General features: G+C 55.4%; 17 protein-coding genes. 9 read left to right on the top strand and 8 right to left on the bottom strand.

Annotated elements, in window-relative coordinates; all coding sequences use genetic code 11:
- The first annotated feature begins 133 nt into the window (after positions 1–133).
- Complete coding sequence (locus HV355_RS14210) at positions 134–1000, top strand: aldo/keto reductase family oxidoreductase (RefSeq protein WP_120158790.1); 867 nt, start codon at positions 134–136, stop codon at positions 998–1000.
- A 38-nt stretch (positions 1001–1038) separates the two neighbouring features.
- On the opposite strand, the gene HV355_RS14205 is transcribed toward HV355_RS14210, so the two are convergent.
- A complete protein-coding gene (locus tag HV355_RS14205; RefSeq protein WP_029485054.1) occupies positions 1039–1248 on the bottom strand; it encodes a hypothetical protein in 210 nt (69 codons plus the stop codon).
- Between the two features lie 213 nt (positions 1249–1461).
- Here HV355_RS14205 and HV355_RS14200 point away from each other — a divergent pair, with 213 nt between their 5' ends.
- From HV355_RS14200 to umuC, 3 genes are all read left to right on the top strand, one after another.
- Entirely contained in the window at positions 1462–2985 is a 1524-nt protein-coding gene (locus HV355_RS14200; protein ID WP_120158789.1) for a cyclic diguanylate phosphodiesterase, read from the top strand.
- A gap of 133 nt (positions 2986–3118) precedes the next feature.
- Positions 3119–3553 carry a translesion error-prone DNA polymerase V autoproteolytic subunit gene (umuD, locus tag HV355_RS14195; RefSeq protein ID WP_010430481.1) on the top strand — a complete coding sequence of 145 codons (435 nt, stop codon included), beginning with the start codon at positions 3119–3121 and terminating at the stop codon, positions 3551–3553.
- Entirely contained in the window at positions 3537–4799 is a 1263-nt protein-coding gene (gene umuC, locus HV355_RS14190; RefSeq protein WP_182402376.1) for a translesion error-prone DNA polymerase V subunit UmuC, read from the top strand. The genes umuD and umuC overlap by 17 nt, the downstream gene beginning before the upstream one ends.
- A gap of 7 nt (positions 4800–4806) precedes the next feature.
- Here umuC and HV355_RS14185 read toward each other — a convergent pair whose 3' ends face one another.
- Positions 4807–5703, bottom strand: a complete 897-nt coding sequence (locus tag HV355_RS14185) for a LysR family transcriptional regulator (protein WP_182402374.1) — start codon at positions 5701–5703, stop codon at positions 4807–4809.
- A gap of 97 nt (positions 5704–5800) precedes the next feature.
- Between HV355_RS14185 and HV355_RS14180 the strand changes: the two genes are divergently transcribed.
- A complete protein-coding gene (locus HV355_RS14180) occupies positions 5801–6856 on the top strand; it encodes an SDR family oxidoreductase (protein ID WP_182402373.1) in 1056 nt (351 codons plus the stop codon).
- Between the two features lie 75 nt (positions 6857–6931).
- Entirely contained in the window at positions 6932–7378 is a 447-nt protein-coding gene (locus tag HV355_RS14175) for a hypothetical protein (protein WP_182402371.1), read from the top strand.
- A gap of 66 nt (positions 7379–7444) precedes the next feature.
- On the opposite strand, the gene HV355_RS14170 is transcribed toward HV355_RS14175, so the two are convergent.
- Positions 7445–8425, bottom strand: a complete 981-nt coding sequence (locus tag HV355_RS14170) for a nitronate monooxygenase (RefSeq protein ID WP_182402369.1) — start codon at positions 8423–8425, stop codon at positions 7445–7447.
- A gap of 135 nt (positions 8426–8560) precedes the next feature.
- Here HV355_RS14170 and HV355_RS14165 point away from each other — a divergent pair, with 135 nt between their 5' ends.
- Positions 8561–9445 carry a LysR family transcriptional regulator gene (locus HV355_RS14165; protein ID WP_126815424.1) on the top strand — a complete coding sequence of 295 codons (885 nt, stop codon included), beginning with the start codon at positions 8561–8563 and terminating at the stop codon, positions 9443–9445.
- On the opposite strand, the gene HV355_RS14160 is transcribed toward HV355_RS14165, so the two are convergent.
- A complete protein-coding gene (locus HV355_RS14160) occupies positions 9417–10871 on the bottom strand; it encodes a PLP-dependent aminotransferase family protein (RefSeq protein WP_182402367.1) in 1455 nt (484 codons plus the stop codon). The genes HV355_RS14165 and HV355_RS14160 overlap by 29 nt on opposite strands.
- Before the next feature lie 96 nt (positions 10872–10967).
- On the opposite strand from HV355_RS14160, the gene HV355_RS14155 reads away from it, so the two are divergent.
- The gene (locus HV355_RS14155; RefSeq protein WP_182402365.1) at positions 10968–11735 is read left to right on the top strand and encodes an arylamine N-acetyltransferase; all 768 of its coding nucleotides are present in this window, start codon (positions 10968–10970) and stop codon (positions 11733–11735) included.
- A 49-nt stretch (positions 11736–11784) separates the two neighbouring features.
- On the opposite strand, the gene HV355_RS14150 is transcribed toward HV355_RS14155, so the two are convergent.
- The 3 genes from HV355_RS14150 to HV355_RS14140 form a co-directional block, all read right to left on the bottom strand.
- Complete coding sequence (locus tag HV355_RS14150) at positions 11785–12054, bottom strand: hypothetical protein (protein ID WP_023335495.1); 270 nt, start codon at positions 12052–12054, stop codon at positions 11785–11787.
- A gap of 51 nt (positions 12055–12105) precedes the next feature.
- Positions 12106–12453 carry an HNH nuclease YajD gene (gene yajD, locus HV355_RS14145; protein WP_003857471.1) on the bottom strand — a complete coding sequence of 116 codons (348 nt, stop codon included), beginning with the start codon at positions 12451–12453 and terminating at the stop codon, positions 12106–12108.
- 77 nt (positions 12454–12530) lie between these two features.
- On the bottom strand, positions 12531–13424 hold the full coding sequence (locus HV355_RS14140) for a PhzF family phenazine biosynthesis protein (RefSeq protein ID WP_182402363.1): 894 nt from the start codon (positions 13422–13424) through the stop codon (positions 12531–12533).
- 195 nt (positions 13425–13619) lie between these two features.
- Between HV355_RS14140 and HV355_RS14135 the strand changes: the two genes are divergently transcribed.
- On the top strand, positions 13620–14642 hold the full coding sequence (locus tag HV355_RS14135) for an LLM class flavin-dependent oxidoreductase (protein WP_182402361.1): 1023 nt from the start codon (positions 13620–13622) through the stop codon (positions 14640–14642).
- Positions 14643–14705: 63 nt separating this feature from the next.
- On the opposite strand, the gene HV355_RS14130 is transcribed toward HV355_RS14135, so the two are convergent.
- Positions 14706–15740, bottom strand: a complete 1035-nt coding sequence (locus HV355_RS14130) for an AI-2E family transporter (protein WP_148399427.1) — start codon at positions 15738–15740, stop codon at positions 14706–14708.
- Positions 15741–16071 lie beyond the last annotated feature (331 nt).

Genomic DNA, 16071 nt, shown 5'->3' with positions numbered 1-16071 from the left:
CGTTAGAGAGATGCAGAGGTACATCAATACTATCGTCGTATAGAATTTAAACTTTAATTTAACTCGTGCTTAACTTAGGGCTCCGATCGGGAACCTGTTGTAAACCCGGATCATTTTTATGAGGAAGGTCAACATGAGCAGCATTGATAAAAGCGGAACGTACGCGCTCGGCACGCGAACGGTTAAACGACTGGGCTATGGCGCGATGCAGCTTGCCGGGCCGGGCGTGTTTGGCCCACCGAAGGATAAGCAGGCCGCGCTGGAGGTGCTCCGCGAAGCGGTGGCCGCGGGTGTGAATCATATCGATACCAGCGATTTTTACGGCCCGCACGTGACTAACCAGCTGATCCGCGAGGCGCTTCATCCTTATCGGGACGATCTGACCATCGTGACCAAAATCGGCGCCCGCCGCGACGACAAAGGCGCCTGGCTCCCGGCCTTTTCCGCGCAGGAATTGACTCAGGCGGTGCATGATAATCTGCGCAACCTGCAGCTGGACGTACTGGATGTGGTCAATCTGCGGATTATGTTTAGCGCCCACGGTCCTGCGGAAGGATCGATCGCTGAACCGTTGTCCACGCTGGCGGAGCTACAGCAGCAGGGGCTGGTTCGCCATATTGGATTGAGCAACGTCACTGCCTCTCAGGTCGCCGAGGCGCAGAAAATGGTGCCCGTGGTGTGCGTGCAGAACATGTACAACATTGTGAATCGCGGTGATGATTCGCTGGTGGATACGCTTGCGCAGCAGGGGATTGCCTGGGTGCCATTCTTCCCGCTGGGCGGTTTCACGCCGCTGCAATCTTCCGGGCTGCAGACGGTTGCGGATGCGCTGGGAGCAACGGCAATGCAGGTTGCGCTGGCGTGGCTGTTGCAACGTTCTCCGAACATCCTGCTGATCCCCGGAACGTCCTCCGTGGCGCATCTCCAGCAAAACCTTGCCGCCGGGGATCTGGTGTTACCGCCGGACGCGCTGGACACGCTGAATTCACTGGTGGATTAAGCGAAAACAGAATACCGCCTGCCAGATGAAGCCCTGGCCTAGTCTGCCGCAGGCGTCATCGGGTTATTCTGCCGGTGAAGCGCTAACGCTTCCGCCACAATCTCTTGCTTACTTTTGCGGGTTTCATAGGCGGTGGTTCTGATGTACTCCATCAGGTCGGGATCGATGCGGGCGCTCAACATCCTGAGATCGGCCTCCTTTGCTAAACCGCGAGCAACGCGTTTGTCGGGATAATCACGGGCTGGCATAGAAAACGTCCTCCAAAAAGTCTTGTTAATTCGTGCTGTAAAATATGCATTAGTCTAAATTTAAAGTCAATCATTAGTGTTTTGATAGTGATTTATTTAGTTGATCTCTCACGGTAAGTCATAAGTAAGTCATTAATTTAAAGATAACATGGTTATTTTTATTATTGTCGACCATGCTATTTATAATCGTAACCCTGTAGGGTAGATACGTTGATGCGTAACGCTTTTGTGCCTGTCGCAGCAGCAGTAGCCATTTTTATTGCGGGTATTTTTATCCTCAATATTCAACTCTGGTATTCAGCACGGGCCGACAGTCAGTCGGGAGCCCGATACGCTGTAAGCGATATTAATGACATTCTTGACGAGGCGCGCGTTGCCGCCCGAACGGCGACGGAAATTATCGTCAAGGGGTGCGACGCAGAAGGCCAGTATCAACTGGGTACGGAGGCAGCGCTTCAGCCACATCTCAGAACCATCGCCATCATCAGGCAGGGGCAGCCCTGGTGCTCCTCTCTGCCGGGAAATCGCGTGTTATTGCGGCATATTAATACATTACCCGATACTCCCTTATTTCTTGTTCCGGCAAGCGATACGGTAAACGGGCAGCCGGTTTTGCTCTTTCAGACCCGGTTTGCAGAAAACCGTATTATCGTGACGATCAGCGATCGCCATATCCGGGATGCGTTAAGCACGCCGTTAAAGCACGTGAATTATTCATTAGCGGTGGGCGGGAGCGCAATTGACGCCTCTGGCGAACTGCACGTCACGTCTCCCGGCGAACGTCAGGCCAGACAGGTTTACTCTGAACAATACGCCTATAGCATCCGATACAACCCTGCGCCTTTTTTCAGCCCGCAAAGGCTGCTTCATCAGGGGGGCGGCATACTCCTTTTCGTACTGCTGGTTGCCGGTATCGCGGCTTATGTTCTGTATAAGTACCTGAACAAACACACGCTTCCTGAAGAATCACTTCGCAGTGCGATTGCGAAGAGAGAAATCATTCCGTTTTACCAGCCCGTGGTTAACGGCAGGGAGGGTACGCTGCGGGGCGTGGAAGTGCTGGCAAGATGGAAGCACCCCAAAGCGGGATATATTTCACCGGGAGCATTCATTCCGATTGCTGAAAAATCGGGGCTGATTGTTTCCCTGACACAAAGCCTGATGGCGCAGGTGGTGACGCAAATGAATGCCATCTCCAGTAAACTTCCGGAAGGTTTTCATATCGGGATTAACTTCAGCGCTTCCCATATCGCGATGCCAGGCTTCGTGGACGAATGCCTGAAATATAAAAATAGCTTCGTCAGAAAGGATTTAAACCATGTGATTGAGGTGACAGAGCGAGAGCCGCTGGATATTGATGAACGCCTCGTGCAGACCCTGAACGTGCTCCATGAAAATGGTTTTGCCATTGCCCTGGATGACTTTGGTACCGGCTATTCCGGGCTCTCTTATCTGCACGATCTGCATATCGATTACATCAAGATTGACCACAGCTTCGTCAGCAGAGTCAATGAACACGAGGACTCCACCCGGATCCTCGATTGCGTATTGGATTTGGCGCGTAAGCTCTCCATCAGCATTGTGGCGGAAGGCGTTGAGACGAAGGCGCAGTTAGACTATCTCAACCGGAATAACATCGTATACCAGCAGGGATACTACTTCTTTAGACCGGTCGCCTTTACCGGGCTTATCCATATTTTGCTGTCTAAACCCAAGGTGAAGGTCATGGTGGAGTGACTTGTACAGGCTATGGCTAAATTAAATCCGCTCAAACTTCAACGCGTTTGGGTTCGCCTCCGGAAATGACCTTGATCCTTGTCCATAATCCGTAATACTGTATTTATATACAGTATCTGGCGAGAAAGGCATTATGGACACTCTCTTTTCTTATCACCCAAAACAAGTCATTGAATTACCGTTATTTTTAGAACGCGTCGCCTGTGGTTTCCCGAGCCCGGCGCAGGATTACGTAGAGGATCGTCTCGATCTTAACCGGCTGGCAGTGAGACACCCCAGTGCGACCTATTTTATCAAGGTGAGCGGAGACTCCATGATTGGGGCGGGAATTAGCGATGGCGATCTGCTGGTGGTGGATCGTTCGTTAAATGCCGAACATGGGGATATCGTCGTGGCGTCGGTCGCCGGTGAGTTTACGGTGAAAGAGCTACAGACCCGCCCGGTTCTGAGGCTATTGCCACATAATGTCCGCTATCAGCCGATCGCCTTTCAGTCCGAAGAGGAGCTGCAGATCTTCGGCGTCGTCACCCACACGCTCAAAACGCATAAACATGTTCGCGCTGGTTGATGTAAATAGCTTCTATGCCTCCTGCGAGCGGGTGTTCCGCCCCGATCTGGAAGGGAAGCCCATCGTGGTGGTGTCCAATAACGACGGCTGCATTATTTCACTGTCGCGGGAGGCAAAGCAGTTCGGCATAAAAATGGGTGAGCCGTATTTTAAATTCAAAGAAAAGCGCTACCCGTCGCGGGTTTACGTCTTTAGCTCAAACTATGCGCTGTATGCCGATCTCAGCAGTCGGGTCATGCAGACGCTGACCGATCTCGCTCCGGCCATTGAGATCTACTCCATTGATGAAGCATTTGTGAATGTTTCGGGTGTCAGCCACTGCCTGTCGCTGGAAACGTTCGGTCACCAGATGCGCACGCAGGTCTTTAAAAATACGGGCTTAACCGTTGGCGTCGGTATTGCTCCGACAAAAACGCTGGCGAAGCTGGCCAACTATGCGGCGAAACGCTGGGCCAGCACGGGCGGCGTGGTCGATCTCTCAGGCCGCGAGCGGCAGCGTAAACTGCTGGAAAAGGTTCCGGTAGAGGAGGTGTGGGGGGTAGGACGGCGCATTACGAAAAAACTGAACGCGATGGGCATTACCACGGCGCTGGAGCTGGCGGAAGCGTCATCCTGGGTCATTCGCAAACATTTTAACGTGGTAATGGAACGTACGGCGCGCGAGCTTCGCGGCGAGCCGTGCCTTGATCTGGAAGAATTCACCCCCGCGAAACAGCAAATTATCTGTAGCCGTTCGTTTGGTCACCGTATTACGCAATACGAAGAGATGCACCAGGCGATTTGCGCCTACGCGGAGCGGGCAGCAGAGAAACTACGCGGCGAGCATCAATACTGTCGCTTTATCAGCGTGTTTGTGCGCACCAGCCCGCATGCTGACAACGAAATTTATTACGGCAATCAGGCTTCTGTCACCCTGATGACGCCCACCAATGACTCGCGCGATATCATCCGCGCCGCCACGGAGGCGCTGGGGCGTATATGGCTCGACGGCTATCGCTATATGAAAGCCGGGGTGATGCTGGCGGACTTTTTCAGCAGCGGCGTCGCCCAGCTTAATTTGTTTGACGATAATCGCCTGCGCGCCAACAGCGCAGCGCTGATGGAAATGATTGACAGCGTAAATCATTCCGGTAAAGGGAAGATATGGTTCGCCGGGCAGGGGATTGAGAAATCCTGGGCGATGAAGCGTGAGATGCTGTCACCGGCCTATACGACGCGATACGCCGATTTGCCGGTGGCGAAGTAGAAGGCGACTATTTTGTGGTTTCATGCGTCGCGATCTCAGGCAGTAACTGCTCAATCACGCTGATGACCTTTCTGACGCGCAGCGGAATAAAGCGGGCGTCAGGATATACGGCATAGAGGAAGCGATCGGGTAACCGCCAGTCGGGCAGTACCGGTACCAGCGTGCCCGCCTGCAGCGCTCTGACCACGAGCGGTCGCTGGAGGCCGCCGATACCGATGCCGGACTCCAGCGCCTGCAGCAGAGCGTCGCTGGTGTTGGCACGGAAAACGGTATTTACGCTGATCTCGAGCGTTTCCTCGCCAGAAACCAGACGCAGGGGGGCATCCAGCGGAATACCGCTGAACCGTACGTGGGGCAGCGTCGCCAGCTCGCTGACGGCGTGTACCGCCTGAAAGCCGGGAGCGGCAAACAGCGCAGCTTCAATCCGCGCCAGCACGCGAGCCGCGTGCGCCTGCGGAGGCTCACTGCTCAGCCGTATCGCAACATCCACACCTTCCGTCACCAGATCGGCAAGGCGGTCATCCAGGGAAATCATCAGCTGCAGTTCGGGGTGCAGGCGCTGTAGCGCCAGCAGATGCGGCAAAATGATCTGCCCCAGGCCGCTCGGTAACTGGACATGAACGCGTCCCTGAACGCTATGATCGACAGGATGTAAACGCCTCTCCGCTTCCCCCATGGCGTCCAGCACAAGCTGCATATCTCGCCGGTAACGTTCACCCTGTTCGGTCAGCTTCATCGTACGCGTTGTACGGTGCAGCAATACCACACCCAGCGATTCCTCAAGCGCCGCGATCTGTTGACTGACGGCGGACTGCTTAATACCTGTCTGACGGGCGGCTGCAGAAAACGAGCCCGCTTCAGCGACGCGCAGAAAGGTAGAAATGGCATTGAGCTTGTTATTCATTTAATGATTCTGCTAATAAGTGCCATCGGTTTCAGGGGATATCTCCAGAAAAAATAATATATCACACTGCGTCTGTCACCCATTCCGGAGAAACACCATGAATAAGATGCAGCAACACAACGTCGCCCTGGTCGCGGGTGCCAGCGGCATTGTCGGCAGACAGCTGGTCAACACGCTTCTGCACCATCAGTGGAAGGTGATCGGCCTTAGCCGCCATGCCGAGTCTCATCCTGACGGCATCCCCCTGGTGAACGTCGATTTACTGGATGCGCAGGACACTGCACGGGCGCTGCACGCCCTGAACGGTGTCACCCACATTTTTTACAGCGCCTGGGCGAACGCGGCGAACTGGACAGACATGGTTGAGCCGAACGTCACCATGCTGCGTAATCTGGTCAGCACCCTCGAAAAAACGACACCTTTGCAGACGGTAAGCCTGATGCAGGGGTACAAAGTCTATGGTGCGCATCTTGGGCCGTTTAAAACCCCGGCGCGGGAAAGCGATCCCGGCGTAGCGGGTGCCGAATTTAACGCTGCGCAGCTCACCTGGCTCAGCCAGTTTCAGCGGGGAAAACGCTGGCACTGGAATGCCATCAGGCCGGGCGTGGTGGGGGGTGCGGTACCGGGCAATGCCATGAACCTTGCGCTGAGCATCGCCCTGTACGCCTCCCTGTGCAAGGCGCTGGATTTACCGCTGCGTTTTCCCGGCTCGGAACAGACCTGGCACAGCATCGTTGATCATACCGACGCCGGGCTGCTGGCCGAGGCAACGCTGTGGGCCGCCACGTCACCCGCAGCACAGAATCAGGCGTTCAACGTGAACAATGGCGATATCTGGCGCTGGAGCGAGCTGTGGCCGCGTATCGCACGCTGGTTTGAACTGGACTCTGCGCCGCCGGTGAGGTTGTCATTTCATCAGCTGTTTAACGACTATCGCGGCGTATGGCGCGAGCTTGCCGGAGAGCGGCTGGTGGAAGCGGATATTTTGCAACTGAGCGACGGACAGTTTGCCGATTTTGTCTTTAGCTGGAATTACGACATGTTTGGGGACGGGAGCAAGCTGCGCAGGGCGGGCTTTACGCAAATGCAGGCCACCGATGAGATGTTTTTCCGCCTGTTTGCGCAGCTGAGAGCCGCGCGGATTATTCCCTGACCGTAAGGGTTGTTGTCATAAACGATCGGCGCGTTATACTCACGCGTTAATAAAAAGGTATGGCGGGGCAGAGGGATGCACGAGAGTTTAAAAATGATATCAGTCGCGCTGCCCCTCATTGCGTTTTTCATTCTGTTAAGCTTTTTTGTCAGGCGCATTCGCCAGGCAAAACGCATCATTTCAGATCGTAACGGGATGAAAAAGATATCTGCCAACCCCTCACTATTTGGCGGGAATGCAGGTAAAACCTGGTTTTATGATGACCAGTTTTTATATGAAGTTAAAAACAACGCCACCCGCAAGATTGCGCTGGCTGATATCATTAAAATCGGGCCGGGGAATACCGAGATAAATAGCAGACGGGCCTGGATTGTTATTTACCGTGACGGTGTTAATGAAAAGCAAGTGCAGTTTTATAACAATCTCACCCTCTGGAATCATAACTTCACGGCTTTTCTGGCTGCGGTGAAAACTGCCAATCCTGACGCTGTCGTTAAAGAACGCGCAATCCTCAATTTGTGAAAAACAACCGCAGACGGTGTACGGACGCCGCTCTTGTGCAGCGTCCATAGCATCAGAGTTAAGGGCTTACTCAACCGTTAACGCATTGACGATCTCGGCCACGCTTTTCACGCTGCGGATGTTCCCAATCCCCGTGCCGAGCGCGATATAGCCTTCATCGGTGTTGCCTTCGAGCATGCCAAGGCGCAGGCCCCGTAATCCACCCATCGCCTTGCCCAGCTCTTCGTTGCTTGCGCCTGCTTTATCCATCGCCGCCAGTTTTTCCGCCAGCATGCCGGGAAGAGCGCGGTAGTAATGGGGCACGGTGCGGAAAAGCAGCAAATCGAGGCCGTTGGCGGCAACAATTTTCTCTTTGACGCTCTGCGGCACGCGGCTTTCTTCCGTGCTGATAAAGACCGAACCGGCAAACACGCCTTCCGCACCCAATGCATGCGCCGCTCTGGCGGTGCGATTATCGGTAATGCCGCCCGCGGCCATCACCGGGACGTGCTTCACGGCATCGGCAATCAGCGGCACGATGGAAAAGGTGCCAAGTGCCGTTGCGGGTAAGGTCCCGCCCTCATCAAAACCGGTAGCCACGATAATGTCTGCCCCCATTTCTTCTGCGAGGCGGGTGTTCTCCGGCGTTGGATTGATGTCGCGGTAGATAATGGCGATACCCGCCTCTTTTAACTCGCTGAACAGCGCAGGAATAATGCTGCCTTCCCCATAGCCCGTATACACCACAACCCTGACGCCTTCTTCTTTCACCACCTGAAGGATCGGCCCTGTCCAGACGTCATTAACGGCTGTGGGGATCAGGTTCACGCCAAAGGGTTTCTCGGTCAGCCGTTTGGTTTTACGAATCTCCTCGCGCATTTTTTCGGCGGTCTCTTCCGGCGTGGAAACTGCGGTGTCCGCGGTTAAACCGGCATTGGGTCCCAGCACGCCGAGCCCGCCAGCATTGCTGACAGCGGCAACTAAACGGGCATCCGTGAGCCAGGATAACGGTCCCTGAATAACAGGTTTTTCGATCCCCAGGATCTGACAGATACGGTTATTTTTCATAGCGGACTCTCCCTCTTGTTTGAATGGAGGAGAGTGTAGGGCGTAGAATTGTTAGGAAAAATAGCCAAAAAGATTCATCACTGTTATAAAATTAATAACAATAATTCTATCCTGCTCGCGGTAAGAGCGTCCTTTATGAACATAAACCTCTTTGAATCTATTCGAATTTTTATTGAAATTGTCGAGTCGGGGAGCTTGTCCAGGGCTGCGGAAAACCTGCAGATCCATCGCCCAGCGGTCACCAAAGCGTTACAGCTTCTGGAGCAGCACAGCGGCACGCGTTTGCTGCAGCGAACAACGCGTCGGATTAGCCTGACGCCGGATGGCGATGCGTTTTATCGCCGGAGTAAACCCCTGCTGGCGCAGGCGGACGAATTGCTGGAGTCGTTTGGTGCTGGCCGGGCAATACACGGCCAGCTGCGTGTGGATATGCCCATCGCTTTTGCGGCGCTGCGGGTGATACCGAACCTGCCTGATTTTTATCGGCAGCATCCTGAGATCGACATCATTCTGAGCAGCTCCGATCGCCGCCGGGATATGCTCCGGGACGGCCTGGACTGCGTGCTGCGGGTGGGCGAACTGGACGACGGCGACTATATCGCGCGAAAAGTGGGGAACATCAAAATTACGACCTGTGCCAGTCCGGCCTGGCTGGCACAACACGGCACGCCAGAAACGCTGGATGATTTACACCAACATCAGGCCATCAACTGGGTGAATAACAACAGCAGACAAATCCATCCGTGGACGTTTACGACGCCAGAAGGCATCGCGGAGATTACTCTGCCAGGTAAGCTTGTCGTGGATAACTCCGAGGCCTACATCGCGGCAGGCCTTGCCGGGCTGGGGTTAATGCAGGGGATGAATCTCTTTCTCCAGCCTTACATTGACCGCGGTCTTCTGGTTGAAGTTCTACCAAAGCATCGCTCTCCGGACCGCAAACTGTCGCTTCTCTACCCGCACCGCCACCTCTCCCGCAAGGTGCGGGTCTTTACCGAGTGGCTGGAGAGTCTGGTGTGAAAACAGCCAGCTCGTGACACAGCGCGCCAATCTGTTCCACGGCGTTCAGCAGGCGGGGCGTGGGTTCGTTTGCGCAGTTCAGCCGCAGAAAGTGGGTTAACCCTGCGGCCGGGGAAAACAGGGGGCCAGGGCTGACGCCAATGCCCAGCGCCAGCGCGCGACGGTGCACCTCCAGCGCGTTGACCTGCTGAGGCAGTTCTACCCACAGCAGGAAACCGGCTGCGGGTACGCTAACGCGCGTACCCGGTGGAAAGCTGGCTTCGACTCGTGCGACGACGGCTAAAACACCCTGTGCAACCCGGCGCTTTAGCCGCCGCAGGTGGCGATCGTAGTCGCCGCTTGCGAGCATCTCGCTCGCCGCGGCTTCCAGCAGCGGGGCGCCCGCCCAGTCTCCGGCCATGCGGGCCTGTAAAACCTGCAAATGGTAGCGTCCGGGCGCAATCCAGCCGATTCGCCAGCCCGGCGCAAGCGTTTTAGACAGCGAGCTGCAGTAAATCACATTCCCGCTCTGGTCGAATGCCTTACAGGCCGGAGGTCGCTGCCCGTCACCGACCAGGTCACCGTAAACATCGTCCTCAATCAAAGGAATTTCTGCCTCTTCAAGCAGGGCAACCAGTTCCTGCTTGCGCGCGACGGGCATGCTGGCACCTAGCGGGTTTTGCACGGTGGGCGAGGCCAGAACGGCAGCGGGCCGGTGGCAGCGAATGGCGTCCGCCAGCGGTTCCAGCAGCAGGCCTTCGACAGGGTCGGTGGGGATCGCTAAGGCCTTCAGGCCTAAATCCTCCAGCAGCAGGAGCGTGCCAAAATAAGCGGGCTGCTCAATCGCCACGACATCACCCGGCTGACACACGGCCCGAAGGGCCAGACGCAGCGCCTGCGTTGCGCCTGCGGTAATAATGAGATCGTCTGCGCCGAAACGGGCTCCCCATTGCGCAGAACGCGCGGCAATCCTGGTGCGCAAATCAACCCTTCCCGGAGGCAGGCTATAGCTCTGCCCATGCGCGTCCAGACGACGACTCGCAGAGTGCAACGCCCGCTGTAGCGCATCTCCTGGCAGCCACGTGGGATCGGGCAGGGCGGCGCCCAGCGGAACCAGACGGGCTTCTGCACTGCTGAACAGCGACCGGGCCACGGCGGACAGGGTGACAGGCACCGGACCTGGCGGGGAACGGGAAGTTTCCACGCTCGGAGGCAGGCTGGTCTGGCGGATGTAATAACCTGAACGCGGGCGCGCAACGAGCAGCCCTTCAGCCTCCAGGCAGCGAAGGGCCTCCAGCGCCGTTGGAAGGCTAACGTGCTCGCGTTCGGCCAGTTTACGCGCGGAGATCATCCGGTCACCGGCACGCAGCGCGCCAGACGTCAGCGTGAGGCGCAGCATCTCGGCAATTCGGCGATAGTGTGGGGACGACGGGGACGGGGCAGACATGAGTATCTGTTCAGGCTAATTTTCGATAAAACTGACTATACAGCCAATGATGTGCGCCATCTATAGTGTCCGACATGTTCAGGACAAGGAGGCATTATGCACAGCGAAAACTTCAACATTTCCACCTATTTCAAACGCATAAACTATACCGGACCGGCGGGGGCCGATACGGTCACTCTGCATGCTCTTATGCGTCATCAGCTCTTTTCAGTCCCGTTTGAAAATCTGGATGTACAGGCGGGCAAAGTTGTCTCTCTGGTGCCAGACGACATTGCCGATAAGGTGCTAACGCAGGGGCGCGGCGGCTACTGCTATGAGGTGAACGGGCTTTTTGCCATGGCGCTGGCGGCGTTAGGGATACCTTACCGTTTTGTGGCGGCGCGCCCGATGTTCTACCCCGCGCGGCGGCCGAAAACCCATATGGCACTCATCGCTGAGGTGGAGAGCCGACAGTGGCTTTGCGACCTCGGGTTCGGCAGCTACGGCATTCGCGCGCCGATGGCGTTAGACACGCTTGATGTGGAAATCACGCAGGATTTCGACACGTTCCGACTGAGCCGCAGCGCGGAGGGCGAGTACCTGCTTCAGGCGAAGGTGGAGGGGGAATGGGCTAATCAATACGGCTTTGATCTCACGCCTCAGGAATGGATTGATTTCGTCCCGGCCAACTACCTTAACTCCACGCACCCGGAGGCGATCTTTGTGCAGAAGCGGGTGGTGGTGCAGCACAGCCCGGAGGGACGCCAGATTTTACTGGGCGATATGCTGAAAACCATCACGGCGAACGGCACTGAAACGCGGCAGCTGGCGGCGGAGGAAATCCGCCATGTCCTGAAAGACCGTTTTGCGCTGACCGCCGCGTAATCCGTTGGGGCGAAAGCCGCTATCACCTGAACCTTTTAACAGGGAAGGGTCAGGCAAAGAGCCCCTTAATAAGCATCCAGAAAAGTGAGAGCAGGCAGAGGATTTGTACGGTTCGCAATGACCACAGCTGAAAACGCCATTGATACCGCTCCCGGGCATCGGCTTCTGCGATCGGGCCAGCTGCATCAGCAGCGTTTTTCCTAATGCGGCGCAGAAAATCATGGCACAGCCAGACCAGAAGTATGAGGCTAAGTATTCTCGTGAAAAGTAAACCGTAGGCGGTATAAAACATATCCCAGTAGCAGCGGAGGGTGTCCATGCCTTTATCCTTTCCTGAGCCGCCCATACGGCAGGTATGGGCGGTGAACGATTATTTCTTCTTATCCATCATCGCTTTTAAATCGGCAAACGGGTTAAACGTGGCGACGCCCACGTCTTTTTGCGCGTCTTCACCGGCCACGACGGTAGTACCGTACTGATCCGCTTCGGTGTATTTTGAGTGCTCATGGTCATGGCAAAACAGGCACAACAGCTCCCAGTTGCTACCATCCTCCGGGTTGTTGGTATGGTCGTGATCGATATGGTGAACCGTCAATTCACGCAGATTGGAATAGACGAACTCCCGCGAGCAGCGTCCGCAGACCCATGGGTAGATTTTTAAAGCTTTTTCGCGATAGCCGCTTTCCAGCCGTGCGTAGTTTTTGGGGATCAAAGCCATTGCCGGTTTTACCTGTGATAAAAGTATTGTGCCAATATATCCCATCGGGTGTCGTAAAGGTAAACGCCATTGCACCGTTAGAGTGAAAATGCGCCTTCAAGTGTAATCACACATTTTCCCCCTACACGAACCACCGCCTTTCCGGACGAGGCATCGTACCCTGCGAAAAGCACGCTTGATCGTCCCATATCAACGCCCTGACTGACGTTAAGGTTAAGCGTCGTTTTATTGCGGTGAAACGCCAGCAGCGCCGTTGCAGCGGCCGTCGCGCTGCCTGTTGCAGGATCTTCTGTCATGCGGGGAGTAAACATACGGGCCTGGACATCTTGAGGTTCATCGGGATCCGTATCCAGGGTATAGGCATAGAGGGAGACCGCGCCATCCAGCGGTAACGTCGCGCGAAAACCCTGTAAATCCGGCACGCACCGACGAAGCGCCTCGCGAGAAGCCAGCTCGGCTATCAGGAAGGGCAGACCTACCGATGCGACAACAGGCATATGTACCTCGGTACGGATATCTTCTGCGTTCAGGGATAAGCAGGCAGCCACGCTTTCGGGGCTAACTTCAGAGCGGCAGGAGAGTACCTCAGGTACCAGGAGTTCTGCGCCAGTCACGGTATTGTTGTCACGCAGCAGGCGCACGGGCACCAGACCGGCTATTTCCTCGAAGTGCAGCGTATCAGGCAGGGGCTGATGATTCATCGCGGCGTGATGGGCCAGCACGTATGCAGTTCCAACATTCGGGTGCCCGGCGAAGGGGATCTCGCGCGAGGGCGTAAAGATTCGCACGTGTGCCGTATTGGAGGGATTGTCTGGCGGCAGAACGAATGTGGTTTCGCTGTAGCCAAATTCAACGGCGACCTGCTGCATTTGTGCTTTGCTCATACCCTCCGCATCGAGTACGACGGCGACAGGGTTACCCAGAAACGGGGTGTCAGTAAAAACATCCGCAACAACATAGCGTCTTTTCATTTTCTGTCCGGTGTAAAAGTCCTGACATAGAGTAGTAACGTTAAATCAAAGCGATAACCAGCCGTTTTTTACCTGACGGACCTGAAAAAAATTCAATCAATTTATTTGAATCACTCCGTTAAATAAACGCCATTTATTCTCACCCGGTAATGCGTAAAGTAGGTACAACGCAAAGCATTATCAGGACACAGAGTCATGAAAAAGATCGGGTTTTTATCCTTTGGTCACTGGACGCCGTCGCCGCAGTCCGGTACGCGCTCGGCGGCAGACACGCTGCTGCAGTCGATCGATTTGGCCGTGGCGGCCGAAGAGCTGGGAGCAGACGGTGCCTATTTCCGCGTACACCACTTTGCCCGCCAGCTGAGCTCACCGTTCCCCTTACTGGCGGCGATAGGTGCAAAAACCAAACGTATTGAAATCGGTACGGGCGTGATCGACATGCGCTATGAGAACCCGATGTATATGGCGGAGGACGCGGGGGCAGCGGATCTCATTTCCGGCGGTCGTTTACAGCTTGGCATCAGCCGCGGTTCCCCGGAGCAGGTCATTGATGGCTGGCGTCATTTTGGCTATGTTCCGCAGGAAGGGGAAGACGAATCGGATATGGCGCGCCGTCATACCGAGGTGCTGCTCGAGGTGCTGCGCGGAGAAGGATTTGCAAAACCGAATCCACAGCCGATGTTCCCGAACCCGCCAGGGTTATTGCGTCTGGAGCCGCATTCCGAAGGCTTGCGGGACCGTATCTGGTGGGGCGCGGGGTCGAATGCGACCGCGGTATGGGCCGCTACCCTCGGAATGAATTTGCAAAGCTCCACGCTGAAGGACGATGAAACCGGCGAGCCGTTTCATATTCAGCAGGCAAAGCAGATCCGCGCGTATCGGCAGGCCTGGGTCGACGCGGGGCATACCCGTCAGCCACGCGTGTCGGTCAGCCGCAGCATTTTTGCCCTGATGGATGACCGCGACCGGATGTATTTCGGTTCAAGCCGCAATGAGAGCGATAGTGTCGGTTATCTTGATGAGAAAACGCGCGCTATTTTCGGTCGCAGCTATGCCGCAGAGCCTGACGCGCTGATCGAACAGTTGAAAAAGGATGAGGCCATCGCCGAGGCGGATACGCTCTTGCTGACCGTGCCGAACCAGCTTGGCGTGGACTATAACGCACATGTTATTGAGTCCATTCTGAAGCATGTCGCACCGGAAATGGGCTGGAGATGATGTCCCGGGCACTCTTGATCGCCGATTCGGCGATCAAGAGTCTGGTGCAGGGCGATGGAGGGGCTAGCGATGATCCATATCGCTTAGCAGCACGGCGATGCTTTGCCCGCCCGCCGTTTGCTCCAGCCCAATCTTCACGATGATCGTCAGTGGAACAGAAAGCAGCATACCCACGGGACCCAGCAGCCAGCCCCAGAATATCAGGGACAGGAACACCACCAGCGTGGAAAGCCCCAGCCCGCGGCCCATCATGCGTGGTTCAAGAATGTTCCCGAACACCAGGTTGATCGCCAGATAACCCGCTAACAGAACCAGCGCATCATAAAGCCCACTGAACACCAGCGTCTGAAGAATAGGGGGGATCGCCGCCAGCACGGAACCGATGTTAGGAATGTAGTTGAGGGCAAAGGCCAGCAATCCCCAGACGAAAGCGAAGCGGACATCCAGCGCGACGAGCATCCCCCAGACCACCAGGCCAGTCACCAGGCTGATGGCGGTTTTCAGCACCAGATAGCGTGAAACGCTGTCCAGCGCACGCTGAATCGCCCCCATTCCTTCTACCGGACGAACCATGATTTGCTGCAGCTTTGCGGGCAGTTGTGGCACTTCCAGCAGCATAAACACGACCGTCAAAAACAGCAGGAAAATGGATGTCATAGCGTTAGAGAGCTGCGCCAGCAGGCTGGTAACGAGGGTCATGGCGGCATTCGGATCGATATACTTCAGCAGTTCCTCAACCGAGACCTCAATACCTGCCCGCTGCAGCCAGGGCTCGAGTTGCAGGAGCGGGATCGCCAGCGAAGAACGGTATTTTGGTAGCGTACGCGCCAGCTCGTTCAACGATGTCCCGAGATAGGCCACCAGTAGCACCATGACAACGATGATAATGCTGATGAGCAGCGTGATCGCCAGCACGCGGGGAACGCGTAGCCGCACCAGGCGCTGTACCAGCGGGTTCAGGATCACCGCAATAAAAAGCGCCAGAATAAATGGCACAATGATGTCGGCTGCAAAACGAACGCCGGTCAATATGATTACCAGCATGCCCAGCATAATGACAATCTTCAGCCCGTTCAGGGTAATGATGGGTTTAGCCATGGAAGTTCCTGAATAATGTTTTATTTATAATAGATGCATTATCCGAGTAAAAAAACTAACCAAAATCAAACAGAATGGGTAAAGAAATGAAAAGACTTTGAGTAAAACCCTGGCTTATGGTACAAATCTAGCGTGTTCAACTACCGAGGACAATTTTCATCCGCAAAGACGAGAAGCAACAACGCGGATAATTGTAATTTTATGGACAATTTGTTCAGGACGTATTTTTCAACAAACACCGCTGTATTCTCCACTTCCTTCTGCCTTCTGTCTGGTGAGCAACACTGGCGCAACGCGCTGTAGTCACGTCTTCTGCCTGAGCTGGCGCCCT

The organism is Enterobacter sp. RHBSTW-01064, assembly GCF_014103035.1.
Classification (GTDB): Bacteria; Pseudomonadota; Gammaproteobacteria; order Enterobacterales; family Enterobacteriaceae; genus Enterobacter; species Enterobacter mori.
Note: the sequence above shows the minus strand (reverse complement) of the source record. Positions and strands in the feature narration are given on the sequence as shown.

Coding starts and splice junctions, on each gene's coding strand:
- HV355_RS14210 (WP_120158790.1), top strand. CDS start 134: ATGAGCAGCATTGATAAAAGCGGAACGTACGCGCTCGGCACGCGAACG.
- HV355_RS14205 (WP_029485054.1), bottom strand. CDS start 1,248: ATGCCAGCCCGTGATTATCCCGACAAACGCGTTGCTCGCGGTTTAGCA.
- HV355_RS14200 (WP_120158789.1), top strand. CDS start 1,462: ATGCGTAACGCTTTTGTGCCTGTCGCAGCAGCAGTAGCCATTTTTATT.
- umuD (WP_010430481.1), top strand. CDS start 3,119: ATGGACACTCTCTTTTCTTATCACCCAAAACAAGTCATTGAATTACCG.
- umuC (WP_182402376.1), top strand. CDS start 3,537: ATGTTCGCGCTGGTTGATGTAAATAGCTTCTATGCCTCCTGCGAGCGG.
- HV355_RS14185 (WP_182402374.1), bottom strand. CDS start 5,703: ATGAATAACAAGCTCAATGCCATTTCTACCTTTCTGCGCGTCGCTGAA.
- HV355_RS14180 (WP_182402373.1), top strand. CDS start 5,801: ATGAATAAGATGCAGCAACACAACGTCGCCCTGGTCGCGGGTGCCAGC.
- HV355_RS14175 (WP_182402371.1), top strand. CDS start 6,932: ATGCACGAGAGTTTAAAAATGATATCAGTCGCGCTGCCCCTCATTGCG.
- HV355_RS14170 (WP_182402369.1), bottom strand. CDS start 8,425: ATGAAAAATAACCGTATCTGTCAGATCCTGGGGATCGAAAAACCTGTT.
- HV355_RS14165 (WP_126815424.1), top strand. CDS start 8,561: ATGAACATAAACCTCTTTGAATCTATTCGAATTTTTATTGAAATTGTC.
- HV355_RS14160 (WP_182402367.1), bottom strand. CDS start 10,871: ATGTCTGCCCCGTCCCCGTCGTCCCCACACTATCGCCGAATTGCCGAG.
- HV355_RS14155 (WP_182402365.1), top strand. CDS start 10,968: ATGCACAGCGAAAACTTCAACATTTCCACCTATTTCAAACGCATAAAC.
- HV355_RS14150 (WP_023335495.1), bottom strand. CDS start 12,054: ATGGACACCCTCCGCTGCTACTGGGATATGTTTTATACCGCCTACGGT.
- yajD (WP_003857471.1), bottom strand. CDS start 12,453: ATGGCTTTGATCCCCAAAAACTACGCACGGCTGGAAAGCGGCTATCGC.
- HV355_RS14140 (WP_182402363.1), bottom strand. CDS start 13,424: ATGAAAAGACGCTATGTTGTTGCGGATGTTTTTACTGACACCCCGTTT.
- HV355_RS14135 (WP_182402361.1), top strand. CDS start 13,620: ATGAAAAAGATCGGGTTTTTATCCTTTGGTCACTGGACGCCGTCGCCG.
- HV355_RS14130 (WP_148399427.1), bottom strand. CDS start 15,740: ATGGCTAAACCCATCATTACCCTGAACGGGCTGAAGATTGTCATTATG.